The organism is Brevundimonas sp. LM2, from assembly GCF_002002865.1.
Taxonomy (GTDB): domain Bacteria; phylum Pseudomonadota; class Alphaproteobacteria; order Caulobacterales; family Caulobacteraceae; genus Brevundimonas.
In genome coordinates this window covers 717589-740679 of record NZ_CP019508.1, presented here as the reverse complement: position 1 = coordinate 740679, position 23091 = coordinate 717589, and the positions used below count along the sequence as shown (strand labels likewise).

The following is a 23091-nucleotide window of genomic DNA, read 5'->3' as shown; positions in this document are numbered from 1 at the left end:
ATGAAGTTTCTGACTCTCGTGGGGATCGTCGGCCTGATCTGGCTGGTGGGGCTGTTCGCCTTCGCCGACCGGGTTCGCAACCTGACGCCCGCGGTAGAACCCGCCCAGGCCGACGGCATCGTCGCCCTGACCGGGCCGTCCACCGAGCGGATCAATGCCGCCGTCCGCCTGCTGGAACAGGACAAGGGGGAGCGGGTCCTGATCTCCGGCGTCAACCGCGAGGTGCGGCGCCAGGAGCTGAACGCCCTGACGCCCGGCTCCAGCCGCCTGTTCAACTGCTGCGTCGATCTCGGCTTCGAGGCCGAGGATACCGGCGGCAACGCCCAGGAAATCGCCGCCTGGGCCGCGTCGAAGAACTATACGTCCCTGATCGTGGTGACCTCGGACTACCACATGCCCCGGTCCCTGCTGGAGATCCGCGGCGCGGCCCCCGACCTGACGCTGACGCCCTACGCCGTTTCGACCCCGTCGCTGGACAATTCGCGCTGGTGGCGGGCGGCCGTCACCGCGCGGCGCATGACGCTGGAATACATGAAATATCTCGCCGTCCTGGGACGCGAGACCCTGCGCCGCGTGATCGGCGAGGATGAAACGGTCCCCGCCCCCAGCCCCGAAGAGGCACCCGCGTCTTGATCACCCTGCGTTCCCTGGTCTTCGTCGCCTGGCTGTACCTGTCGCTGGTTCTGTTCGCGGTGGTCCTGTCGCCGGCGCTGCTGCTGCCCCATCGCCATGCCCTGTGGGTGGCCCGGAGCTGGGCCCGGTGCGTGCTGTTCGGCCTGCGCTGGATCACCGGCATCAAGGTCGAGTTCCGGGGCCTGGAGCATCGCCCGAGCGGCCGGGCCCTGCTGGCGTGCAAGCATCAGGCGATGCTGGACACCATCGTCCCGTTCGTGGTGCTGGAGGACCCCTGCATCATCACCAAGAAGGAGCTGATGGGGGTGCCCTTCTTCGGCTGGTTCGCCTCGAAGACGAAGATGATCTCGGTGGACCGCTCCGCCGGCTCCGCGGCCCTGCGCGACATGGTCAAACAGTCGCGGGCGCGCTCGGCCGAGGGCCGCCAGATCTGGATTTTCCCCGAGGGAACGCGGGCGGCGATCAACACCGTGCCCGACTACAAGCCCGGCGTGATGGCCATGTACCGCGACCTGGAGCTGCCGTGCACGCCGGTCGCGACCAATGCCGGGGCCCACTGGCCGGCACACGGCCTCCGTCGGTATCCCGGCACGATCGTCTATGAGTTCCTGCCGCCGATCGAGGCGAACCTGAAACGGCAGGACTTCATGGCCGAGCTGGAACGCCGTATCGAGACGGCCTCGACGGCCCTGCTGCCGGTCGGCTAAGCTTCACCATGACCGATGCACCGACCAAAGACTCCAACGGCAATATCCTGGCCGACGGCGACAGCGTGACCCTGATCAAGGACCTGAAGGTCAAGGGCTCCGGAGGCGTGACGCTGAAGCGCGGCACTCTGGTCAAGAGCATCCGCCTGACCGACGACACCGACGAGATCGAGGCCAATGTCGACAAGGTGCGCGGCCTGGTCCTGCGCACTGAGTTCGTTCGAAAAGCCTAGGGCACGTCCCGCAGGAACTCGAAGATCGCCGCGCGGGCCTCGGCCTCATCCAGCATCGGGGCGTGGCCGACGCCGGTGATCTCGGCATAGCGCATATCGGGCGCGGCCTTGCGCATCCGGTCGGCGATGTCCGCCCCCAGCAGGTCGGAGGTCGCGCCCCGGATCAGCAGGGTCGGCCGCTGCCGCGCCAGCTTGCGGAAATGCGGCCACAGATTGGGGACCAGGGCCTTGGGGCCCGCCGCCCGGATCGGCACGGCGATGTCGGGATCGTAGTCCAGGACCGGCGCCCCCTCCGCCCCCTCGCGGAACGTCCGGCGCGCGAACGCGTCCCAGTCGGCGTCCGTATAGTGGGGAAAGGCGACGCCATTGATCCGCCGGACATGGGCGGCGGCGGCGGCCCAGGTCGGGGTCTCCACCGGCTGGCCGGAATAGGCGGCGATGCGGGCCAGGCCTTCCGGCGACACCTGGGGGCCGATGTCGTTCAGGATGGCGGCGGCGACCACCCGGCTCTTCATCGCCGCGACCGCCATGGTGATCAGGCCGCCCATCGAGGTGCCCAGGAAGACGGCCCGGTCGATTCCGGCGACCTCCATCAGGCCCAGCACGTCCCGGGCATAGACCGGGGGCTGATAGGTCATCGGATCGGCGGCGCGGTCGGATCGGCCCCGCCCGCGCACGTCCAGGGCCAGCACCCGGCGACCGCCCCGGGCGATCAGGGGGGCGAGGGTGTCGAAATCGGCGCTGTTGCGGGTCAGCCCATGCAGGGCGATGACCGGCAATCGCGCCGCCCCGTCCGCGCCGGGATAGTCCCGTGCGAACAGGGTCAGCCCGTCGGCGGCGGTCCAGCGGCGTTCCGAAAACAGATGGGGTTCGGCCACGGCAATCCCTCCGAACGTCGGCCTGACGTCGGAGCAGGTTAATTCATCGCGGTCGGATTTGCGATCAGCCGCCGAGCAGTTCGCGCACGAAATGATCCAGATTGCCGCCCTCGAACAGGAAGCCCGGCATCCCGGCCCGTTTCGCCGCCTCCAGGTCGCTGGCCTTGTCGCCGATCAGGAAGGACCGGGCGGGGTCGATATGGTGCTCGGCGATCGCGCGCAGGATCATGCCCGGATTGGGCTTGCGGTCCGGATGGTCGGGATGGAACCAGCGCGGATCCTCGGCCTCGTCGTGGAACGGGCAGGCATAGACCGCGGCGATGCGCGCGCCCCTGGCGGCGAAGCGACGCACCAGCAGGGCGTTGAAGGCATGCATCTGGTCTTCGGTGAACAGCCCGCGCGCCACGCCCGACTGGTTGGTCACGATCACGGCCGTATAGCCCAGGCTGTTCAGCCGCCGCACCGCCTCGGTGGCCCCGGGAAGCAGCACCAGATCGGCCTCGCGATGCGGATAACCGCTGTCCTCGATCAGGACGCCGTCGCGATCGAGGAAGACGGCGGGAACGGCGGTCGGCAAGGCGGTCAAGGCAAGGCGCTCCGGGGACTGACGAGGCATTGGATAGAAGGCCCCGTTGCACGACGCAACGCGAAGTGACCCGTCCGGTTTGGCGTTCCCGCCGCACCCGGGGTAGAGGGACGGTCCCCTTCGACGGTCCGACCGTCCTGAGAGAGGCCGTCTCATGAGCATCGCCTTCATCGACCTGCAGGCCCAGCGTCGCCGTCTGGACGGCAAGATCGAGGCCGCCCTGATGGCCGCCGTCGAGAGCGGGGCCTATGTCATGGGCCCGCCGGTGCGCGCGTTCGAGACGGCCCTGGCCGCCTTCGGTCAGGCGAAACACGCCCTGGGCTGCGCCAACGGCACCGAGGCCCTGGCCCTGCCCCTGATGGCCTGGGGCATCCGGCCCGGCGACGCGGTGTTCGTGCCCAGCTTCACCTTCTGCGCCACCGCCGAGGTCGTGCCGTGGCTGGGCGCGACGCCCGTCTTCATCGACATCGATCCCAGGACCTACAACATGGACCCGGCCCATCTGGAGGCGGCGATCGAAGCGACGCTGGCCGAGGGCCGGCTTCGCCCCCGGGTCGTCATCGCCGTGGACCTGTTCGGCCAGCCCGCCGACTATCCGGCCCTCAAGGCGATCTGCGACAGGCACGGGCTGAAGCTGATCGCGGACTCGGCGCAAGGCTTCGGCTGCACCATCGACGGCGACCATCCGCTGAAATGGGCCGATGTGACCACCACCAGCTTCTTTCCGGCCAAGCCGCTGGGCTGCTACGGCGACGGCGGGGCGGTGCTGACCGACGACGACGACCTGGCCCAGGAGATCGACAGCTACCGCGTGCACGGCAAGGCGGTGGCCAAGGACCTGGTCGGGCGCAGCTTCGACCACGACCCCAAATATCTGAACATGCGGGTCGGCATGAACTCGCGGCTGGACACGGTCCAGGCGGCGGTCCTGATCGAGAAGCTGAACGTCTTCCCCCAGGAGATCGAATGGCGCATGCGCATCGCCGCCCGCTACAATGAGATGCTGGCCTCGCACGTCACCAGCGTGCCCCATCTGCCTACCGGCAACGTCTCCAACTGGGCCCAGTACACGATCGAGCATCCGGACCGCGGCGGTCTGGCGGCCCATCTGAAGGACCAGGGCGTGCCCTCGGCCGTCTACTATCCGATCCCCCTGCACCTGCAGCCGGCCTATGACCACCACCCCCGCGGACCGCAGGGCCTGCCGGTAACGGAGGCCAAGAAGGAGGTCGTCATCAGCCTGCCCATGCACGCCGATCTGGACGAGGCGACCCAGGACCGGATCGTCGCCGCCGTCGCCAGCTACAAGGCCTAGGACCGACCATGCCGAACCATCCCGCTCCCCTGAAGGTCGGCGTCGCCGGCGTCGGTGTCATGGGCCGCAACCACGCCCGCGTCCTGTCCGATATCCGCGACTTCGCCCTGACCACCATCTTCGACATGGACGGGCTGACGGCCGAGGGGGTGGCTGGCCTCTATGACGCCACGGCGGTGACGACGGCCCAGGCCTTCGTCGATGCGGGGCTGGACGCGGCCGTGGTCTCGACGCCGAACCGCACCCACGCGGACCTGACCGTCGCCCTGCTTGAGAAGGGCGTCCACGTCCTGGTCGAGAAGCCGATCGCGGCGACCGTGGCCGACGCCCGGCGCATGATCGACGCGGCCAAGGCCAACGACCGGGTGCTGATGGTCGGCCAGGTCGAGCGGTTCAATCCGGCGGTCGAGGCGGTCAAGCGCGCCATCGCGGACGAACAGGTCATCTCCATCCAGATCACCCGCGTGGGTCCCTTCCCGCCGCGCATGGGCGAGGTCGGTGTGGTGATCGATCTGGCCGTGCACGACATCGACATCATCCGTCACCTGACGGGCTCGGAAGTCGCCGAGGTCCAGCCCCAGCTGGCGCGGACCCGCGCCGAGCGCGAGGACACGGCCCTGCTGCAGTTCCGCATGGACAACGGGGTGATCGCCCATATCACGACCAACTGGGTCACCCCCTACAAGGTCCGCACCCTGCAGGTCGCCACCCAGGGCAAGTTCGTCGTCGCCGATCTGATCACCCGCCAGGTCACCGAATATTTCGGCCAGCAGCCGGACGGCAGCTACCAGACCCGCGCCGTCAACTCCTGGCCCAACGAACCGCTGAAGAAGGAGCTGGAAAGCTTCGCCCACGCCATCCGCACCGGCGAGGCCCCGGCCGTCACCGGCGAGGACGGGCTGCGGAACCTCGAGGTCGCCCTCAGGTGTCTCGGCGAGGCCTAGCCTAGGACGCCGCGGCCTGGACGTCGTCCACGGCCCGGTCGGTCCGCCGGCCGGTGGCCGGCTGCAGCAACATGCGGGCGCGGAAACCGTCCGGGGCATAGTCCAGATCGGCCGTCCCGTTCAGGTCGCCCTTCAGGCTGGTGGCGATCAGGCGCGAGCCGAAGCCCTTGCGGCTGGGCGGCGCCACGGCCGGGCCGCCCGTCTCGCCCCAGTCCAGCGCGATCCGACCGTCGGGGTCCGGCTCGGACCAGGACACGGACACGCAGCCTTCCGGCTGGCTGAGGGCCCCGTGTTTGGCCGCATTGGTGGCCAGTTCGTGCACAACCATCCCCATGGCCAGAGCCTGGGGTGCCGCGAACAGGATGTCCGGCCCGGTCAGCCGCACCTGCTCGGGCGCATAGGGCCGGAACTCCTTGGCCAGAAGATCGGTCAGCGTCGCCTGTTCCCAGCCCGAGGCGGTCAGCAGGTTGTGGGTGTCGGACAGGGCCATCAGCCGCGCCTCGAACAGGGTCGAGAACTCCTGGACCGAACCAGAGCGGCGGGCCGTCAAAGCGGCGATCGACTGGATCGTGGCCAGGGTGTTCTTGACCCGGTGGTTCAGCTCGTTGATCAGCAGCTTCTGCCGCCGCTCGCTGGTTTCCAGGGCCTCGAAGGCGCGCCGGCGATCGGTGACGTCGCTGACCACGCCCGCCAGTTTCAGCGGCCGACCGGAGCGCGACCGGACCAGGCTGCCGCGCGACTGGACCCAGCGGCCCGTGCCGACGATCGGATATTCGACATCATAGTCGGCCTCGCCCGCGATCGCGGCCTCCAGGGCGGCCGCCCGCGCCGCGATGTGGCGTTCGTCCTCGAGCCAGGACGGCTTCATCACATCGCCGTCGGGCCGCCCCGTCGGATGGGCGATCAACTCCCGCGCCCGGGGCGAGATCACGAAGGAACGATCCTTCAGATTGACCTCCCAGTAGCCGACCCCCGCCGCCGCCAACACGGAGACCAGACTGGCCCGCTCATCGGCCATGGAGGCGGCCAGGGCGAGGCACAGGATCACGGCGGTGACGGCCGCGACGCTGATGGCGATGACCAGAGGCGAGGCCCCCTGCTCGGTCATGGCGTGGGCCACGGGCTGCAGCTCCAGCGCCGCCATCCCGACATAATGCATTCCGACGACCGCCAGCCCCAGGATCGCGGCCGCGGCCGACCGCCAGACGATGGAGGTCTCGCGCCGCGCGACCCCCAGGGCGGCCATGGAAGCGCCGATGGCGATCAACACGGACAGGGCCACGAGGCCGCCGTGCCATCCCACCGTCGCGGTCGTCTCCATCGCCACCATGCCGACGTAGTGCATCCCGGCGATCGACAGCCCCATGACCGTCCCGGCCAGGGGGGTACGACCCGCGCCCAGCTCCGGCCGCGACGCGGCGGAGAAGGCGACGGCGGTGCCCGCGATCGCCAGCAGGAAGGACGCAAGGGTCAGCGTGGGGTCGTAGTGGACCGGGGCGCCGGGATCGAAGCCCAGCATGGCGATGAAATGCATCGACCAGATGCCGCCCCCCATGGCCACGGCGGCGGCGGCCAGCCAGGGGGCGCGGTCCCGCCCCTCCCGACCCCGGATCCGCTGGAACAGATCAAGCGCGGTCCAGGCCGCGAACGCCGCGACCACATAGGCCAGGATCAGGAAGGACGCGCCGTGATGGTGCTGCAAAGCTGAATACCGAACAGAGACGCAGACTTATTGGCCAGTTCGCAGGCGTCCGTCCACCGTCGTCAAGGTCGCGTGAACTGCATGCCCAGCCATTCGGCGATCAGGGCGGGCTTGTCCGATCCCTCGATCTCGACCGTCAGCTCGTGCTTCAGCAGCCAACGCCCCCCGCCCTTGTCTTCGACGCCGAGCAGTTTGAACCGTCCGCGGATGTTCGATCCGGCCGGGACGGGGGCGAGGAAACGCAGCCGATCGAAGCCGTAGTTGACGCCCATCACCACCCCCTCCAGCGGGGCGACGGCGTCGTAGCTCATCGCCGAGGCCAGGCTGAGCGTCAGGAATCCATGGGCGATAGTGCCGCCGAACGGGGTCGACGCGGCGGCTTCGGGATCGATGTGGATGAACTGGCGGTCCTCGGTCGTCTCGGCGAAGGCGTCGATCCGCGCCTGGTCGACGGTGATCCAGCGCGAGACCCCGACCTCCGTGCCGATCAGGCCGCGCAGATCGGCGGGACGGGTCATGCGGCCGCGCCCTGCCGAGGCGCCGCCTCGAAGCGGCCCTCGATGATCTCGGCGAACAGGCCCGGATCGATATTGCCCCCGGACAGGATGACCGCCGTGGTGCGATCCCGGGTCTCGATCTTGTCGGCCAGGACGGCGGCCAGGGCCGCGGCCCCGCCCGGCTCGACCACCAGTTTCAGGACGCGGAAAGCATAGGCGACCGCCCCGGCCGCCTCATTGTCGCTGATCGAAAGAGCCCCGGACAGAATGCGCCGGTTGATCGGGAAGGTCAGCACCCCCGGCATCGGCGTCTGCAGGGCGTCGCAGATCGAGGGCGGGCCGGCCGGGTGCCCGGTCCGTTCCCCCGCCGCCAGCGAGCGGGCGGTGTCGTCATAGGCCTCGGGCTCGACGGCCCAGCTTTTCGTCTGCGGGCTGCGCGCCTCCAGCACCAGATTGATCCCCGCCATCAGACCGCCGCCGGAGCAGCAGCAGATCAGCTGGTCGATCGGGCCGTCGGCCTGGTCCAGCAGTTCCAGCGCCGTCGTGCCCTGGCCCTCGATGACGTAGGGGTCGTCGAACGGGGGCACCAGCACCGAACCGCGCTCGCGGGCGACCTCGGCCCCGATCTCTTCGCGGCTCTCGGTCCAGCGATCGTACAGCCGCACCTCGCCGCCGAGGGCCTTGACCCCCTCGATCTTGATGGCCGGGCTGTCGGACGGCATGACGATGAGCGCGCGGGCCCCCATCATCCGCGCCGCCGCCGCCACGCCCTGGGCATGGTTGCCGGACGAGTAGGCGACGACGCCCGAGGCCCGTTCTGCCGCGCTCAGCCGGCTGATGCGGTTGTAGGCGCCACGGAACTTGAAGGCTCCCGAGACCTGCAGTGTCTCGGCCTTCAGCAGCACGCGGCCGCCCACGCGCGCGTTCAGCGCCGGGCTCTCGATCAGGGGCGTGCGGACCGCCGCCGGGGCGATCTGGCGGGCGGCGTCGAGGACGCCTTCATAGGACGCGGTGCGGTCGGACATGGCCGGCACTTAACCCCATCGGCCTCGTCCGCGTAAGGTGGCGAAAACAACGGAAACGCCATGACGACCTGTATCCTCGCCATCGACCAGGGCACGACCTCGACCCGCGCCATCGCCTTCGAGCTGCGCGAGGACGGCGGGCTGCACCCGCTGGCGGTCAGCCAGATCGAACTGGCCCAGCATTTTCCCCAGTCGGGCTGGGTCGAGCATGACGCGGCCGAGATCTGGGCCGCGACGCTGCAGACCTGCCGCGAGGTGATCCGCAAGGCGGGCGGGATCGGGCGGTTCTCTGCCATCGGCATCACCAACCAGCGCGAGACGGCCGTGATCTGGGACGCCGTCACCGGCGACCCCCTGCACCGCGCCATCGTCTGGCAGGACCGCCGCACCGCCGACGTCACCGCCCGGCTGGTGGCCGAGGGGCATGAGACGACGGTCCAGGCGGCCACCGGCCTGATCCTCGACCCCTATTTCACCGCCACCAAGTTCGCCTGGCTGCTGGACTCGGTGCCGGGCGCAAGAAATCGGGCCGAGCGGGGCGAGGTCCTGCTGGGCACGATCGACGCCTGGCTGGTGTGGAATCTGACCGGCGGCGCGGGCCACGTCACCGATGCGACCAACGCCAGCCGCACGTCGCTGATGGACCTGCGGACCCTGACCTGGCGCGACGACCTGTGCGCCCTGTTTCAGGTCCCGCGCGCCGCCCTGCCCCGCATCGCCGGCTGTGCCGAGCCCCGGGGCGATAGCGACCCCGCCCTGTTCGGGTGTGCCCTGCCGCTCACCGGCTCGGCGGGCGACCAGCAGGCGGCCCTGGTCGGCCACGGGGCGCTGCGGGCCGGCGACGCCAAGATCACCTACGGCACCGGGGCCTTCCTGGTCGCCAATGTCGGGGACGCGCCGGTGGCCTCCTCCAGCCGGCTGCTGGCCACCCTCGGCTATGCGGTCGGCGGGACGGCGGCCTATGCGCTGGAGGGATCGATCTTCTCAGCGGGCTCGGCGATCCAGTGGCTGAGGGACGGGGTCGGGATGATCACCGACAGCCGCCAGTCCGAGGCCCTGGCCCAGACCCTGCCGGACAACGGCGGCGTCTATCTGGTCCCGGGCTTCACCGGCCTGGGGGCGCCCTGGTGGGAGCCGGAGGCGCGCGGCGCGGTCCTCGGCCTGACCCGCGACACCACCCCCGCCCATTTCGTCCGCGCCGCCCTGGAGGCCCTGGCCTATCAGACCCGCGACCTGCTCGACGCCCTGGAACGCGACGGCGCGCCGCCCCTGAAGCTTCTGAGAGTCGACGGCGGCGTCACGGCCAATGCCTTCGCCATGCAGTTCGTGGCCGACGTCTGCGGCGTGCCGGTCGAACGCCCGGCCTTCCAGGAGATGACCGCCCTCGGGGCCGCGCGGCTGGCGGCCCTGGGCGCGGGTCTCATCGACAGTCTTGAGCCGCACAACGACGAGTCCGCCGCGGTCTGGCACCCCCGCATGGCCGAGACGGAGCGCGACCGGCTGCTGCAGGGCTGGCGTCGCGCGGTTCGGGCCGCCATCATCGCCGCCGCATGACCCAGACCGACACCACCGCCCCGGCCACGCCCGAAGACGCCCAGGCCACCTTCTCCGGCACCCGCGAGGTCGATCCTCGCTACCGGCTCGACACGGCCACCCTGGACCGCTGGATGACCGACCACGTCGACGGCTACGCCGGTCCGCTGACGATCCGCCAGTTCAAGGGCGGCCAGTCCAACCCGACCTATGAGCTGGTCACCCCGACGGCCGCCTATGTCCTGCGCCGCAAGCCGCCGGGCGCGCTGCTGCAGAGCGCCCACGCGGTGGACCGCGAGTTCACCGTCATTTCGGCCCTTCACGCGCAAGGCTATCCCGTCGCCCGGCCGTTCGCCCTGTGCAGCGACGAGGCCGTCATCGGCTCGATGTTCTACGTCATGGCCCGGGTCGAGGGGCGCGTGCTGTGGGACCTGAAACTGCCGGGGATGGAGCCGTCCGAGCGGCGGGCCATCTATGAGGCCCAGGTCGACGCCCTGGCCGCCCTGCACCGGTTCGAGCCCGAGGCCATCGGCCTGGCCGACTATGGCCGCCCGGGCAACTATTTCGAGCGCCAGACCGCGCGCTGGACCAAACAGTACCGGGCGTCGGAAACCCATCCGATCGCCGACATGGACCGGCTGATCGCCTTCCTGCCCCAGGACCTGCCGTCCCAGGGGCCGACGCGGGTCGTCCACGGCGACTTCCGGCTCGACAACCTCATCCTGGCTCCAGAGACGGCCGAAGTGCGGGCCGTGCTGGACTGGGAGCTGTCGACCCTGGGCGATCCCCTGGCCGACCTGTCCTATCTGCTGATCGGCTGGGCCATTCCGGCGTCCTTGCGCAACGGCCTGGCCGGGGCGGATCTGAAGGCCCTGGGCATCCCCTCGGTCGAGGAGACCGTCGCCCGCTATGCCGCCCGGTCCGGCACGCCGGCGCCGACCAATCTGGACTGGCTGTTCGCCTACAACCTGTTCCGGCTGGCGGCCATCTGTCAGGGGATCGGCGGCCGGGTCCGCGACGGCACCGCCGCCTCGCCCCAGGCCCGCGCCATGGCGGCCCAGGTCGAACCCCTGGCCGCCGCCGCCTGGAGCTTCGCCCAGAAGGCCGGCGGATAAAGAAAAAGCCCCCCGGCGCGAACCGGGGGGCCTTTTGATCTTCAATCCCGTCGGATCAGGCGGTCTTCAGCGCGTCGCGGACCTTGGCGGCGATGTCGGCGAAGCCCACGCCTTCCATGGCGATCGCGGCCAGGACCTTGCGGTCTAGTTCGATTCCGGCCTTGGACAGGCCGTGCATGAACTGCGAGTAGGTGAAGCCTTCCTGACGGGCGGCGGCGTTGATGCGCTGGATCCACAGGGCGCGGAAGTTGCGCTTGTTGATGCGGCGGTCGCGATAGGCGTATTGCCCGGCGCGGTCCACGGCGGCCTTGGCCGTGCGGATGGTGTTCTTGCGGCGACCCGAAAAGCCCTTGGCCTGTTCGAGAACCTTCTTGTGCCGGGCGTGGGATACTACGCCCCGTTTGACGCGAGCCATTATTTTCTTCCTTCGGAAGGGTCCCTATCGTTCGCCGCGCGGCGGCTCACTGCTTGAGGGACTCCTGATTTCAAATTCGTGCGACGAAGTGTGGGTCCGTGTGGCTGCTACGCTTAAGCGTAGGGCATGTAGGACTTGATCTTCTTGGCGTCGGCGTCGGCCATGACCGAGGTGCCGCGGTTCTGGCGGATGTATTTGGAGTTGTGGCTGATCAAGCGGTGACGCTTGCCCGCAACGCCGGCCTTGACCTTGCCTGTCGCGGTGAATTTGAAGCGCTTCTTGGCGCCCGACTTCGTCTTCAGTTTGGGCATTTCAGTTCCTTTTCTCGGGGCTACCGTCCTTCGGACTGCTTGAGCCCGACGTTTGGATCCCCTGGATTTAAGAACCGCCCAGGCATGCCTGTAAGCCCGGCGGTTCGTTACGCGAAGGCGCGGCTAGTAGCGGAAGCGACGCCGCAGGGCAAGCGGAGTCAGTCCGCCGGGTTGTGCGTGGCCAGGAAGGCGGCGGTTTCGGTCAGCATCCGCGTGCGCGCCTGCTGGCCCGACAGGCTGTGGTCCTCGCCGTCGAACGCGATCAGGCGCGCGATGGGGCCCTCGCCGCCCAGCGCGCGGAGCATGATCTGGCTCTGCTCGAACGGGACCACGAGATCAGACCGGCCATGGATCAACAGCACCGGCCCCTGGACGGCGGAGGCATGCGACGCGGGCGAGCGCGTGGCCAGGCTGGGGTCCGATGAGCTTTCGGCGCCCATGAACCGCTTCCAGTATCGAATGGTGGGATTGTCGTCGCCGCGACCGCCCTCGAACTCGGCCCGCCGCAACATGGCGTTCAGGTCCGACACCCCGGCGACCGAGACCGCGCAGCGATAGGTCCCGGGCTCCATCGCCATGCCGGCGAGCGCGACGTATCCGCCGTAACTCCACCCGACGATGCACGCCCGCGCCGGATCGACGATCCCCAGGCGGGTCAGATGGCGCAGACCGTCCGACACATCGCTCTGCATCTTCTTGCCCCACTCGCCATATCCGGCCTGGAGCAGGTCCCGACCCAGACCGTCGGACCCGCGGAACTGAGGTCGGAACACCGCATAGCCGCGCGAGGCGATGCCTTGCGACAACCAGTCGTAGCCCGCCTCGTCACGCGCCTGAGGGCCGCCGTGTGGCAGCATCACCACCGGCAGGCCCCGCGGCTCCCGGCCGGCGGGGAGGGTCAGATAGCCGAACAGCGGCAGTCCGTCCGCCGCTTCGTACCGGATGATCCGAACCTCGGATTGCGCACCCGCGGGGACCAGCGGATAGGCCCGACCGACGATGGAGACGCGTTGTTCGGTGGCATCGTAAAGATAATAACCGCCGGTCTCCCCTGTCCCCTCAACATAGACGCAGACGACGCTGTAGTCGTCGCTGAAGGATTCAATGCTGATCTGCACACCGGATAAGGCGGTCTTGAAGACGTCCAATGCCGCTTGCAGCCTGGGCTCGAACAAGCGGTGCTCGCGATAGACGTCGGTGTACCCGAAACCCACCATCAGGCCCCGGTTGTCGTGGAAGATCCGGTCGATCTCGCGGTCCATTTCGAACGTCTCGCGAACCGATCCGTCGGCGACGGCGATTTCTGTGATCGAGCGCCCGCCTTCGGCAAGCGCCCGGCTCAGCATCAGGCTGTCCGACGTCCGGCCCATGCCGGGGACGGAGGGCTGATCCAGCAGGGCCCGTTCGGTGTGGATCTCTCGCCACCCCGACCCCGTCCGGGCGGCCAGCCTCCACAGACCGTTGCCGGGCTGATAGGCGATGCGGGCCGTGGGTTCACCCTCGGCGTTGAGCACGTAACCCTGGGTGTCGCTGTCGCCGCGCGTCTGACGGAAGCCGCGTCCCGTATCGAGATCGACGCGGTACACGTCGAGCCTCAGATCGCCCTGCTCATAGGTCAGGGCTTCGGCATAAAGGACGGGCCGGCCTCGGTAGGTGCCGCCGCGCCAGTCGAAGACGGACGAGTAGGCATTGTAATCGGCCTTGTCGAGGACACGGACAAAGCTGCGTGTTCTGACGTTCAGGATGTCGACGAGCTGGAAATTCTGTCGGACGCCGCCGAAGGGAAACCGCTGCGGACTGATCCAGGACACCGCCACGTGATCGGGCGACACCCAGTCCAGGGCTCTCAGCTTCATTTCGCCCGTTTCGACGGCGGCCAGGACCTCGCCGCGCCTCGTCTGCACGATGACCTTCACCGACGTCCCCTCGCGCCGAATGTAGGCGAGGTTCGTCCCGTCAGGCGATACGGCCACGCTCCGGATCGTCGCGAGGGCGGCATAGGCTTCGATCGGCGGCGACTGGGCCGCCGCCGCGCCCGGAAGCCCGATCGTGAAGGCCGCGGCCAGCAGCCAGCCGGCCAAGCCCAGGAGTCTGGTCACGTTCATCTTGAGGCCCCCCGCCGCATGGCCTTCAACCTAACGTCGTCGTGCCGGATGGATCAAGCCGCCGTGTGTGGATCCATCACCGACACGCTGTTGCCGCGCTTGACGGCGCGGCCGGCGTTCGCGGCCATCAGGGCCGCCGGGATCATCAGCAGGGCCCCCACCGCCAGCGGCCAGTCGTGGCCGAGGCTCGAGAACATCGCCCCCGCCACCACCGGCCCGAAGATCCGCCCCGATGAGCTCGCCGCCATGTTCAGGCCCAGCATGGCCCCCTGCCGGTCCGGCGGGGTGGCGCGCGAGATCATGGCCGAGATGTTGGGCATGGTCATCGCCATGCCGAAGGCTCCGACCGACATGGCCACCGGCAGGAACCAGGCGGCCGGAGCCAGGACCTGGCCGATCAGGCCGCAGCCGAACATCAGACAGCCGACCGACAGCATCCGGCTTTCGCCGAACCGGCGCGACAGCCGGCCGGTCACCGCCGACTGGCAGATGACCGAGACGATGCCGACGGTCATGAAGGCGAAGGCGACCTCGCGGGCGCCCCAGTCGTAGCGGGCCCCGGCCCACAGGCCGAAGGTGGACTCCATGCCGGAGAACCCGGCCATGTAGATCAGGGTCACCAGGATGACGCGCGAGACGACGGGATTGGTGGCCGCATCGCGTACGCCGCTGAGGAAGGCCGGCCGCGCGGTCGGCGGCCCGGCCTGTCGCACCAGGCTTTCCTTCAGCAGGAACACCACGCCGAGGGCGGCCAGGGTCGCCAGACCGCAGGCGGCGAAGATCGGCAGCTGATAGCCCAGGGCCCCCAGGTCCTCGCGCACCAGCAGGCCGCTGAGCGCAGGTCCGGCCACGAACCCGGCCCCGAAGGCGGCCCCGATCAGCCCCATCCGCCCGGCCCGCTTTTCCGGCGGGGTGACGTCGGCGACATAGCCCTGGACCGTCGAGACATTGCCGGCGCCCAGGCCGGTGAACAGCCGGATGCCGATGGCGACCCAGATGTTGGGCGCGTAGGCCAGCATCAGATAGCCCAGGGCATTGGCGATGACCGTGATCAGCAGCACGGGCTTGCGGCCGATCCGGTCCGACAGCCGGCCCCAGAAGGGCTCGGCGAAGAACTGGCCCAGGGAATAGGCCGAGAACATCAGCGCCACCTGCCAGGCCTCCGCGTTCAGGCTCCGCCCGAAGAAGGGCAGCAGGGGCACGACCAGGCCGAACCCGACCAGGTTGATGAAGACGATGGCGAACAGGACGGCCAGGGCGCGCCGGTCGCTGGAACCAACGGCGGGCGGGGGCGGAGGCGTCTGGGTCATGCCGCTTTCTAGCGGAGCGGCGCACCGACGGCGAGGGGCATATAGGAGGCCACATCCGCGCGGATGTCATCCGTACGCGGATATAATGCCTTGCAATCGAAGCAAAACTTTCAACAACGGCAAAGCTGCCGTTAAGCCCGCGCCCCTATGGCTTCGTCCGTCAGTAGGAGGGTCAATGGCCAGGATCGGCGATTTTGTGGACGCGGTCGACGCGGTCTCGCCAGAGACCTTCGGGGCCGTCGTATTCGACCGGTTCCAGAACGAGCCCAATACCCTGGCCATCGCCGTCATCGATGAAGAGGGCCGCCCCCTCGGCCTGCTGGAGCGCAACGCCTTCTGTCTGAAGATGGCCGCCGAGTTCGGTCGCGCCCTGTACGCCCGTCGACCCGTATCCTCCCTGATGGACCCGAACCCGCCCCTGGCGGAGGCCGACGCCTCGGCCGAGACCTTCTTCGACACCGTCGACGCGGCCGAGTTGGGGACCCTGCTGCGCGGCTTCATCGTCGTGCGCGACGGGCGCTACCTGGGCGTCGGCGCCGGCGTCCAGATCCTGCAGGCCGGCTCGGCCCTGTATCGCCAGAAGGCCGAGGACATGAGCGCCCTGGCGCGAGACCTGGCGGCGGCGGAGGCCGAAGCCCAGGCCTCCAGCCGCGCGAAGTCGGAGTTCCTGGCCGTCATGAGCCACGAGATCCGCACCCCCCTGAACGGCGTTCTGGGTGTCGCCGGCCTGCTGGAACGAAAGCTCGAGCAGGAGGAACTCCGACCCTATGTCCAGACGATCCTGGACTCCGGCCAGACCCTGTTGCGGCTGCTGACCGACGCTCTGGACATGTCGCGCGCCTCGGCGGGTATCCTCAGTCTCGAACCGGCGCCGCTGCACCTGGATGCCCTCGGCGCCGACCTCCAGGCCCTGTGGCGCCCGCGCGCCGAGGAGAAGGGTCTGGTGCTCACCGTGGCGTGCGACACCGCAGGGGGCGACTGGGTCGTGGGCGACGCCATGCGGGTGAAGCAACTGCTCAACAACCTGATCGGCAATGCGCTGAAATTCACCACCGAGGGCGAGGTCGTCGTCTCCCTGGCCAGTCGTTGGCAGGACGGCGCGGTCCGGATCGACGCCGTCGTGGACGACTCCGGGCCGGGCATCCCCGAGGCCACCGCGGCCTCCATCTTCGAACCGTTCAACACCGGCCAGGCGGGCCGCGAAGGGGCCGGGGCCGGGCTGGGCCTGGCCATCTGTCGCCAGATCGTGGACCGGATGGGCGGGACGATCGGGGTCGCCCGCTCTCCCCAGGGCGGGGCGCGGTTCCATTTCAGCCTGGCGCTGCCCTGTTGCGACCCCGAGATGCGGGCCGCCGCCGCCGTCATGGCCGAACCGACCCCGCACGAGACGCTCCACGTCCTGATCGCCGACGACAACGCCACCAACCGCTTCGTCGCCGCGCGCCTGATGGAGATGTTCGGCTGCAGCCACGAACAGGTCGAGGACGGAGCCGAGGCCCTGGCGGCCGCCCGGGACCGCCGGTTCGACCTGATCCTGATGGACATCAAGATGCCGGTGATGGATGGGGTCGCCGCCACCCGCGCCATTCGCGCCCTGCCCGGACCGGCCGGGCGGGTGCCGATCCTGGCCCTGACCGCCAATGCGGACGATCGCGACGCGGCCGAATACTGCGCCGCCGGCATGAACGGCGTGGCCCAGAAGCCGATCCAGCCCGACGCCCTGCTGAACGCGATCCGGCTGGCCATGACGCAGGTGTCCGCGCCGTCGGAGGCGATGGCCGCCGTTGCGGCCTGACGCGACTTAAGGGTCCTGAGCCGGATTGTGGGTCTCGAGAAACCGTACGGTTTCCGTCAGCATCCGCATTCGGGTTTCGGTCCGCGACAACCAGTGATCCTCGCCGCCCAGTTCGACCAGCTCCACCGGCTTGCCGGCCCGTCGCAGGGCCGAGTCCATCAGGCGGCTCTGCTCGATCGGCACCACCGTATCGTCCCGGCCGTGGATCAGCAGGATGGGCGCATCGGCCTCGGCGGCCAGGCGAGCCGGAGAGCGGGCATCCAGTGACCGATCCCTCGGGCCATCGCCGCCCATGAAGCGGTTCCAGTAACGCACGGCCTCGTTGTCCCGACCCTCGCCCCGCTCGGCCTCGTACGCGACCATCCGACGGAGTTCCGAAACCCCGGCGACGGCGACGGCGCAGCGATAGACACCCCGGTCCAGGGTCGGCCCGGCCAGCGCCGCATAGCCGCCGTAGCTGGCACCCACGATGCAGACCCGAGCCGGATCGACGATCCCCTGATCCGTCAGGTGACGCACGCCGTCCGAAAGGTCGGTCTGCATCTTTCGGCCCCATTCGCCATAGCCGGCCTCGAGAAACGCTTGGCCATAGCCCGAAGACCCTCTGAAATTCGCCTGGAGCACGGCGTAGCCGCGCGAAGCCAAAGCCTGGGCCCACCAGTCGAACTCATTCACGTCTCGAGAGGCAGGCCCGCCGTGGGCCAGCACCACGAGCGGAAGAGACCTTGCCTCTCGACCGGGGGGCGTCGTCAGATAGCCATGAATCTCCAGCCCGTCGGCGGCCTCGTACGAGATCGGCGTGATCGGCGCGACCGCCGAGGCCGGGATCGCGCCGTAGGCGGAGCCTACCGTTTCCAGCGTGCGGTCGGCCAGATCCACGAGGCGGTATGTGCCGGGGTCGTTCGAGCCGCTGGTGAACACGACAGCCGACTTCAAATCGTGGCCCAGGCTGACCAGGGACGGCGATGTGTTGGGCAGGGCCGCCAGGATCGTGTGCCACAGATCCCCGGCGTCGGCATCGGCGAACGAATATCGACGCCCCGCCTCTTCCATGCGCCAAGCCCCGATCAGGCGTCCCGAAACCGGATGGAAGAACAGGCTGGTCGGATCGAACTCGAACCGGACGGGTCGCCAGGTTCCGGTCGCCAGGTTCACGTCGAAGAAGGCCGCGTCCTCGCGGTCCTCGCGATGGAAGTCGGGGCGATCTGCGCCCACGATCACGCTGTCGCCACTCAGACCCAACCCGAATAGGGCCGGCAGATCGAGCGGGGCCGTCGTGCGCCAGGTCTCCTCAAACGTCCTGCCCCGACGCAGGTGAAGGCTCCAGACCTTGGATCGTTCGTCATACGCGCTGCGCGCGACCGACTGGCCGGATGGGTCGAGGACATAGCCGTCCACGTCAATATTCATGGCCTCGGCCCGGCGCGCGCGCCCTGTTTCGGGATCGACCCTGTAGAGATCCCGGGCTGCGGGCCTGCTGAACGAATGCGCCCTAACGAATGCCGTGGGGGCGTCGTCCGCCGTGATGATGTCGACGGGGCCCAGAAGCACCGGCAACAGCTCCTGCGTCGGTCTGAGCATCTGAACCACGCGCTGCCGCGTCACGTCGTAGATCTGTCCGCCCGTGAGCTCGCGCCGGATGATGCCGATCGCCGGCAGGGACGTCATGATCGAGCTGGTGATCAGGATGCGGTCTTCGCCGATCCAGTCCAGATCTCGGACCTTCGCCTCGCCGATGCCGATGCGGCCCAGGGTGGCATCCGCCGCCAGATCGGTGACGACCAGCGCCCTCTGCTCCCCGATCACGGTGATGAAGGCCAGGCGCTGACCCGAGGGCGAAAGCGCCACCAGTTCCAGCGACGGCAAAGCCCCGTAGGCCGACAGCGGTGGTGGAGCCGCATCCTGCGCCCGCGCCGCCCCAGAGAAGACGAAAGCGGCGAGCGCCAGGCTCGCCGCCAATATCGATGCGGATGCCCGGCACCGGATCGAACCCATCATGCCATAAGCCCCCTTACGCGATCGCGACCCTACTGGGCGATCGGCTGGGCGCAATACGAAAACGCCCCGGCGAACCAGGGCGTCTGATCGTTGACCGGTCGGTGACCTACTTCGGTGCCAGGATCATGATCATCTGGCGGCCTTCCATGCGGGGCGCATATTCGACCTTGGCGATCTCGTCGAAATCGGCCTGGACCTTGTTCAGCAGCTTCATGCCCAGTTCGGGGTGGGCCATCTCGCGGCCGCGGAAGCGCAGCGTCACCTTGACCTTGTCGCCCTCGTCGAAGAAGCGGTGCATGGCCTTGGCCTTCACCTCATAGTCGTGGACGTCGATGTTGGGGCGAAGCTTGATCTCTTTCAGCTCGACGACCTTCTGACGCTTGCGCGCCTCGGCCTTCTTCTTTTGCTCCTGGAAGCGGAACTTGCCGTAGTCGAGAATCTTGGCGACGGGCGGCTCCGACGTCGAGACGATCTGAACCAGATCCATGCCCGCCTCTTCGGCGGCCTCCAGCGCGGCGGAGGTCGGCATGACCCCCTGTTTCTCGCCGTTCTGATCGATCAGCAGAACGCGCGGGGCGCGGATGTCTTGGTTCATGGGCGGCCCGTCCTTGACGGGCGGCGATTGCATCGGACGGCGAATGAGCGTCGTTTCCTTGTGTTTCTGAAAGCATTGTGGTCGCAGGGGTCAGCGCACGGCCCTCCGGCGCGTTCCCTCACAACCTTCTATATGACGCCGAAACGCCTTTGCTTCAAGGCGTGGTGGGGTCGGGCGCGCCGATCCAGGCGTCGTGAAGCGCCAGAACGGCCTCGAAGACACGCTCCACGGTCAGGGCCTCGATCGGGGCGAACTGGCCGCGGGTCGGATTGGAGGCCGCGATCGCCGTCCGGGGGCCGCGCGGACCATAGAGCCACCACTCCGTCGGTCCGAACAGGCCGAGGGTCGGCTTTCCCGCCGCCGCCGCGACATGCATCAGGCCGGAGTCATTGCCGACGAACAGCGCCGCCCGATCGATGGCCGCGGCCGAACACAGGATGTCGCCCTTGCCCACGCAGTCGATCCCGCGCGCCCCGGCCGCCGTCAGCGCCGGGGTGGCGGGCGGCCGGTCGCCGGGTCCGCCGACCGGCATGAACCGCCAGCCCTCGAAGCGCGGCTCGGCCTTCAGCCGCTCGACCAGTTCGCCCCAGCGATCGGCCGGCCAGCTCTTGCCGGGCTGGTGGGCGATGGGGGCCAGGGCGATGATCGGCCCCGGCGCGGACGCCAGCTGCGGGTCGATCACGGCCGCCGCCTCGGCGCGGGCGCGGGCGTCGATGAACAGTTCGGGTTCCAGTGCCCGCTCGGCGCCCATCAGCCGCGACACCATCTCGACCTTGGGCAGGCCGGTCTCCCAGCGGCGGTTGTAGACCACCCGCCGGTCGGCCCGCAGCAGCCAGGCCAGGGCCGAGCCCCGGATGTCGACGACCAGGGCCCAGCGCGTACCGACGACCTGTCGCCACAACTCCAGCCAGTGTCCGGCCGCCTTCTTCTTGTCCAGCACGATGACCCGCTCGACGCCGGGGGCGGAGCGGAAGAAGGGGGCGGGCGGACGGCCGCAGGCGACGGTGATCTCCGCCCCCGGCACCTGGCGGGCGATCTCCCGCAGGATCCCGGACGAGATCACGCAGTCGCCGATGCGGTTGGAGGTGACGAACAGGACCTTGTTGGACGGCACGCTCATTCCCTCGTCATCCTCGGGCTTGACCCGAGGATCGGATGCGCCCCACGACAGTCGCGAGGGCAGGCGCTCGGTGGATCTGACCGCCTGCCTCGTGTGCACAACGTCCGATCCTCGGGTCAAGCCCGAGGGTGACGGCCTGAGGTTCCGACCATGTCCGAGATCCATCACCTCGCTCGCCCCGACGGCGAAACCTTGGCCTTCAAGCGCGTCGCCGGCACCGGCCCGACCGTGCTCTGGATCGGCGGCTTCCGCTCGGACATGGAGGGGACCAAGGCCCTGGCGCTGGACGCCGCAGCCCGCGAGCGCGGCTGGTCGTTCGTCCGCTACGACCATTTCGCCCATGGCCAGTCCTCCGGCGACTGGCGTCAGGCCACCATCGGCCGGTGGCGCGAAGATGCGATCGGCCTGATCGATTACCTGGCCGAACCCGTGATCCCAGTGGGGTCCTCGATGGGGGGATGGGTCGCCCTGCTCGCGGCCCTGGCCCGGACGGAACGAATGGCCGGGCTGGTGCTGGTCAATCCGGCGGCCGATTTCACCGAGCGGCTGATGTGGCCCTCGCTGGACGATCACGTCCGACAGGCCATCCTGCGCGACGGCGAGGCGACGATCACCGAAGCCGGTCTGGGCGAATACGTCCTGACGGCGCGCATGTTCGAGGAGGCGCGGGACTGGCTTTTGATGGACGGCCCCATCGCGATGTCCGCCCCTGTGCACGTGCTGCAGGGGCGGGCCGACGAGACCGTGCCGTGGTCGCACGCCATCACCCTGATCGAGCGGCTGATCGGCGGCGATGCGCGACTGGACCTGATCGAGGGCGGCGATCACCGCCTGTCCACGCCGGCTGATCTCGCCCGGCTGGTCGCGGCGGTGGACGGGATGCGGACCCGGTCCGGCCCCGCGTCCTGAATTTCCGGACGGAGTTTAGGAGCGGGTCGCCGCAGCGGCCGGCCGCAGGCCGTTGACGCTCGCCTGCATCACCGCGGGGCGACGCTCGCCGCCCGAGGCGATGATCCGGTCGATCCGGGACTTCTCGGCCCGGAAGGCGGCCAGGTCGTTGCCGGCCAACTGGACATTGTCCTCGACCTTGATGCTGCCCGGGTTGATGCGCTGGCCGTTGCGCCACAGCTCATAGTGCAGGTGGGGGCCGGTCGAGGCCCCGGTCGAGCCGACATAGGCGATGACCTGGCCCTGGCGGACGCGCTGGCCGGGACGGATGCCCGAGCCGTAGCGCGACAGGTGGCCGTAGCCGCTTTCCAGCCCGCTGGCGTGGCGCACGCGCAGCCAGTTGCCGTAGCCGCCCCAGCGCCGGGCCTCGATCACCACGCCGTCGGCGGGGGCCACGATCGGCGTGCCGGTGCCGGCGGCGAAATCGATGCCCTGGTGCATCTTGCGGTAGCCGGAGATCGGATGGACGCGGAAGCCGAAGCTGGAGCTGACGCGCGCGGCGCGATCCAGCGGGGTGCGCATCATCGACGAGCGCATGCTCTTGCCGGCCGCGTCGAAATATTCGACCTCGCGGGCACCCGGGCGCTGGAAGCGATAGAAGACCGCGCCCTTCAGCTCGGCGTACAACAGGTCACCGGTGTCAATGGTCCGGCCGTTCTCGGTCACCGAACGATCGAACACCAGGGTGAAGGAGTCGGCGGCGCGGATGTCGCGATCCAGGTCGAAGCGGTGGCCGAACAGTTTGTTGGCGGTGCGGCGGATGGCGGCGTCCGCCCCCATGCGCTGGGCCGTGGCGGTCAGCGAACCCTCGACCTTGGCGTTGACGACCATGGTCTCCTGCGTGACGCGTTCCTCGAGCGCGCGCAGCCGCAGCGCGCCGTCGAAGCTGCGCGAGACGGTCAGCTGGCTGGCGGGACCGGTCCGCATGGTCAGGCCGATCAGGCGGGCGTCGCCGCGACCGGCGCGGGGACGGGAAATGGCGGTCTCGAACTTCAGGCCGGCGCGGAGCTGGCTCAGGTCGAAGGCATTGGACAGGGTCGCGGCCACGGCGGACGCCTCGGCCTCGCCGATGCCGGTGCGACGCACGGCGTCTTCGAAGGTCTCGCCGCGCCGGATCTGGACCGGGATGGCCTCGGGCGCCGTCAGGCCGGCAGGCGTGCTGGCCGTCTCGAAGGCGCGCGCCTCCAGCGAAGCCATCTGCTGGGGAGTCAGTTCGGGAACCACTTCGGCCGCGGCGGGTTGATAGACCTTGCCGGCGAGCATCGCGACCGAGACGGCGGCGACGGCTGTGAGCATGTGCGGTGCAAATCGCATCGGCTGGCGGCG

General features: G+C 69.2%; 22 protein-coding genes. 9 read left to right on the top strand and 13 right to left on the bottom strand.

The genetic code is table 11. The features are described from left to right. Genes BZG35_RS03740 through BZG35_RS03730 form a run of 3 tightly spaced genes read left to right on the top strand, consistent with a single transcriptional unit; the run spans position 1 to position 1573 of the window. Positions 1-633: a YdcF family protein gene (locus BZG35_RS03740; RefSeq protein ID WP_077354427.1), complete on the top strand. Its 633-nt coding sequence runs from the start codon at positions 1-3 to the stop codon at positions 631-633. Next, positions 630-1340 (top strand): 1-acyl-sn-glycerol-3-phosphate acyltransferase, encoded by a 711-nt coding sequence (locus tag BZG35_RS03735; protein ID WP_077354426.1) that lies wholly within the window; start codon positions 630-632, stop codon positions 1338-1340. The genes BZG35_RS03740 and BZG35_RS03735 overlap by 4 nt, the downstream gene beginning before the upstream one ends. 8 nt (positions 1341-1348) lie before the next feature. Continuing rightward, positions 1349-1573 carry an alkylphosphonate utilization protein gene (locus BZG35_RS03730; protein ID WP_077354425.1) on the top strand — a complete coding sequence of 75 codons (225 nt, stop codon included), beginning with the start codon at positions 1349-1351 and terminating at the stop codon, positions 1571-1573. Here BZG35_RS03730 and BZG35_RS03725 read toward each other — a convergent pair. Beyond that, positions 1570-2451, bottom strand: coding sequence for an alpha/beta fold hydrolase (locus tag BZG35_RS03725; RefSeq protein WP_077354424.1), 882 nt, complete (start codon positions 2449-2451; stop codon positions 1570-1572). The two genes, BZG35_RS03730 and BZG35_RS03725, sit on opposite strands and share 4 nt — an antisense overlap. Before the next feature lie 64 nt (positions 2452-2515). Next, on the bottom strand, positions 2516-3037 hold the full coding sequence (locus tag BZG35_RS03720; protein ID WP_253189258.1) for an HAD-IIIA family hydrolase: 522 nt from the start codon (positions 3035-3037) through the stop codon (positions 2516-2518). Positions 3038-3191: 154 nt separating this feature from the next. Between BZG35_RS03720 and BZG35_RS03715 the strand changes: the two genes are divergently transcribed. Both BZG35_RS03715 and BZG35_RS03710 read left to right on the top strand, forming a co-directional pair. Next, positions 3192-4352 (top strand): DegT/DnrJ/EryC1/StrS aminotransferase family protein, encoded by a 1161-nt coding sequence (locus tag BZG35_RS03715; RefSeq protein WP_077354422.1) that lies wholly within the window; start codon positions 3192-3194, stop codon positions 4350-4352. Positions 4353-4360: 8 nt separating this feature from the next. After that, positions 4361-5296: a Gfo/Idh/MocA family protein gene (locus BZG35_RS03710; protein ID WP_077354421.1), complete on the top strand. Its 936-nt coding sequence runs from the start codon at positions 4361-4363 to the stop codon at positions 5294-5296. Between the two features lies 1 nt (position 5297). On the opposite strand, the gene BZG35_RS03705 is transcribed toward BZG35_RS03710, so the two are convergent. The 3 genes from BZG35_RS03705 to BZG35_RS03695 form a co-directional block, all read right to left on the bottom strand. After that, positions 5298-6998 carry an MHYT domain-containing protein gene (locus BZG35_RS03705; protein ID WP_077354420.1) on the bottom strand — a complete coding sequence of 567 codons (1701 nt, stop codon included), beginning with the start codon at positions 6996-6998 and terminating at the stop codon, positions 5298-5300. A 62-nt stretch (positions 6999-7060) separates the two neighbouring features. Beyond that, entirely contained in the window at positions 7061-7516 is a 456-nt protein-coding gene (locus BZG35_RS03700; RefSeq protein ID WP_077354419.1) for a MaoC family dehydratase, read from the bottom strand. Beyond that, positions 7513-8520, bottom strand: a complete 1008-nt coding sequence (locus BZG35_RS03695) for a threonine/serine dehydratase (RefSeq protein WP_077354418.1) — start codon at positions 8518-8520, stop codon at positions 7513-7515. Before BZG35_RS03695 ends, BZG35_RS03700 begins: the two co-directional genes overlap by 4 nt. A 60-nt stretch (positions 8521-8580) precedes the next feature. On the opposite strand from BZG35_RS03695, the gene glpK reads away from it, so the two are divergent. Together glpK and BZG35_RS03685 are read left to right on the top strand one after the other, a co-directional pair. Continuing rightward, complete coding sequence (gene glpK, locus BZG35_RS03690; protein ID WP_077354417.1) at positions 8581-10074, top strand: glycerol kinase GlpK; 1494 nt, start codon at positions 8581-8583, stop codon at positions 10072-10074. After that, positions 10071-11168: a phosphotransferase family protein gene (locus BZG35_RS03685; protein WP_077354416.1), complete on the top strand. Its 1098-nt coding sequence runs from the start codon at positions 10071-10073 to the stop codon at positions 11166-11168. The genes glpK and BZG35_RS03685 overlap by 4 nt, the downstream gene beginning before the upstream one ends. 55 nt (positions 11169-11223) lie before the next feature. On the opposite strand, the gene rplT is transcribed toward BZG35_RS03685, so the two are convergent. The 4 genes from rplT to BZG35_RS03665 all read right to left on the bottom strand — a co-directional run bounded on the left by rplT (position 11224) and on the right by BZG35_RS03665 (position 15309). After that, entirely contained in the window at positions 11224-11583 is a 360-nt protein-coding gene (gene rplT, locus BZG35_RS03680) for a 50S ribosomal protein L20 (RefSeq protein WP_077354415.1), read from the bottom strand. Positions 11584-11696: 113 nt separating this feature from the next. Beyond that, positions 11697-11894, bottom strand: coding sequence for a 50S ribosomal protein L35 (rpmI, locus tag BZG35_RS03675; RefSeq protein ID WP_003166435.1), 198 nt, complete (start codon positions 11892-11894; stop codon positions 11697-11699). 158 nt (positions 11895-12052) lie between these two features. Beyond that, positions 12053-13993 (bottom strand): S9 family peptidase, encoded by a 1941-nt coding sequence (locus BZG35_RS03670; RefSeq protein WP_171981867.1) that lies wholly within the window; start codon positions 13991-13993, stop codon positions 12053-12055. Between the two features lie 59 nt (positions 13994-14052). Beyond that, positions 14053-15309 (bottom strand): MFS transporter, encoded by a 1257-nt coding sequence (locus tag BZG35_RS03665; protein WP_077354413.1) that lies wholly within the window; start codon positions 15307-15309, stop codon positions 14053-14055. A 175-nt stretch (positions 15310-15484) separates the two neighbouring features. Here BZG35_RS03665 and BZG35_RS03660 point away from each other — a divergent pair, with 175 nt between their 5' ends. Then, positions 15485-17104: an ATP-binding protein gene (locus tag BZG35_RS03660; RefSeq protein WP_077354412.1), complete on the top strand. Its 1620-nt coding sequence runs from the start codon at positions 15485-15487 to the stop codon at positions 17102-17104. 6 nt (positions 17105-17110) lie between these two features. Here BZG35_RS03660 and BZG35_RS03655 read toward each other — a convergent pair whose 3' ends face one another. The 3 genes from BZG35_RS03655 to BZG35_RS03645 form a co-directional block, all read right to left on the bottom strand. Continuing rightward, positions 17111-19102, bottom strand: coding sequence for a S9 family peptidase (locus tag BZG35_RS03655; protein WP_253189257.1), 1992 nt, complete (start codon positions 19100-19102; stop codon positions 17111-17113). 106 nt (positions 19103-19208) lie between these two features. Beyond that, positions 19209-19730 (bottom strand): translation initiation factor IF-3, encoded by a 522-nt coding sequence (gene infC, locus BZG35_RS03650; RefSeq protein ID WP_077354411.1) that lies wholly within the window; start codon positions 19728-19730, stop codon positions 19209-19211. A 121-nt stretch (positions 19731-19851) separates the two neighbouring features. Beyond that, a complete protein-coding gene (locus tag BZG35_RS03645) occupies positions 19852-20817 on the bottom strand; it encodes a glycosyltransferase family 9 protein (protein WP_077354410.1) in 966 nt (321 codons plus the stop codon). A gap of 150 nt (positions 20818-20967) precedes the next feature. On the opposite strand from BZG35_RS03645, the gene BZG35_RS03640 reads away from it, so the two are divergent. Further along, positions 20968-21726 (top strand): alpha/beta fold hydrolase, encoded by a 759-nt coding sequence (locus BZG35_RS03640; RefSeq protein WP_077354409.1) that lies wholly within the window; start codon positions 20968-20970, stop codon positions 21724-21726. A gap of 15 nt (positions 21727-21741) precedes the next feature. Here the strand turns inward: BZG35_RS03640 and BZG35_RS03635 are convergent, their stop codons facing one another. Next, the gene (locus tag BZG35_RS03635; protein ID WP_253189256.1) at positions 21742-23061 is read right to left on the bottom strand and encodes a M23 family metallopeptidase; all 1320 of its coding nucleotides are present in this window, start codon (positions 23059-23061) and stop codon (positions 21742-21744) included. Between the last annotated feature and the right edge of the window lie 30 nt (positions 23062-23091).

Coding starts and splice junctions, on each gene's coding strand:
- BZG35_RS03740 (WP_077354427.1), top strand. CDS start 1: ATGAAGTTTCTGACTCTCGTGGGGATCGTCGGCCTGATCTGGCTGGTG.
- BZG35_RS03730 (WP_077354425.1), top strand. CDS start 1,349: ATGACCGATGCACCGACCAAAGACTCCAACGGCAATATCCTGGCCGAC.
- BZG35_RS03715 (WP_077354422.1), top strand. CDS start 3,192: ATGAGCATCGCCTTCATCGACCTGCAGGCCCAGCGTCGCCGTCTGGAC.
- BZG35_RS03710 (WP_077354421.1), top strand. CDS start 4,361: ATGCCGAACCATCCCGCTCCCCTGAAGGTCGGCGTCGCCGGCGTCGGT.
- BZG35_RS03700 (WP_077354419.1), bottom strand. CDS start 7,516: ATGACCCGTCCCGCCGATCTGCGCGGCCTGATCGGCACGGAGGTCGGG.
- BZG35_RS03695 (WP_077354418.1), bottom strand. CDS start 8,520: ATGTCCGACCGCACCGCGTCCTATGAAGGCGTCCTCGACGCCGCCCGC.
- glpK (WP_077354417.1), top strand. CDS start 8,581: ATGACGACCTGTATCCTCGCCATCGACCAGGGCACGACCTCGACCCGC.
- BZG35_RS03685 (WP_077354416.1), top strand. CDS start 10,071: ATGACCCAGACCGACACCACCGCCCCGGCCACGCCCGAAGACGCCCAG.
- rplT (WP_077354415.1), bottom strand. CDS start 11,583: ATGGCTCGCGTCAAACGGGGCGTAGTATCCCACGCCCGGCACAAGAAG.
- rpmI (WP_003166435.1), bottom strand. CDS start 11,894: ATGCCCAAACTGAAGACGAAGTCGGGCGCCAAGAAGCGCTTCAAATTC.
- BZG35_RS03665 (WP_077354413.1), bottom strand. CDS start 15,309: ATGACCCAGACGCCTCCGCCCCCGCCCGCCGTTGGTTCCAGCGACCGG.
- BZG35_RS03660 (WP_077354412.1), top strand. CDS start 15,485: ATGGCCAGGATCGGCGATTTTGTGGACGCGGTCGACGCGGTCTCGCCA.
- BZG35_RS03655 (WP_253189257.1), bottom strand. CDS start 19,102: ATGATGGGTTCGATCCGGTGCCGGGCATCCGCATCGATATTGGCGGCG.
- infC (WP_077354411.1), bottom strand. CDS start 19,730: ATGCAATCGCCGCCCGTCAAGGACGGGCCGCCCATGAACCAAGACATC.
- BZG35_RS03645 (WP_077354410.1), bottom strand. CDS start 20,817: ATGAGCGTGCCGTCCAACAAGGTCCTGTTCGTCACCTCCAACCGCATC.
- BZG35_RS03640 (WP_077354409.1), top strand. CDS start 20,968: ATGTCCGAGATCCATCACCTCGCTCGCCCCGACGGCGAAACCTTGGCC.
- BZG35_RS03635 (WP_253189256.1), bottom strand. CDS start 23,061: ATGCTCACAGCCGTCGCCGCCGTCTCGGTCGCGATGCTCGCCGGCAAG.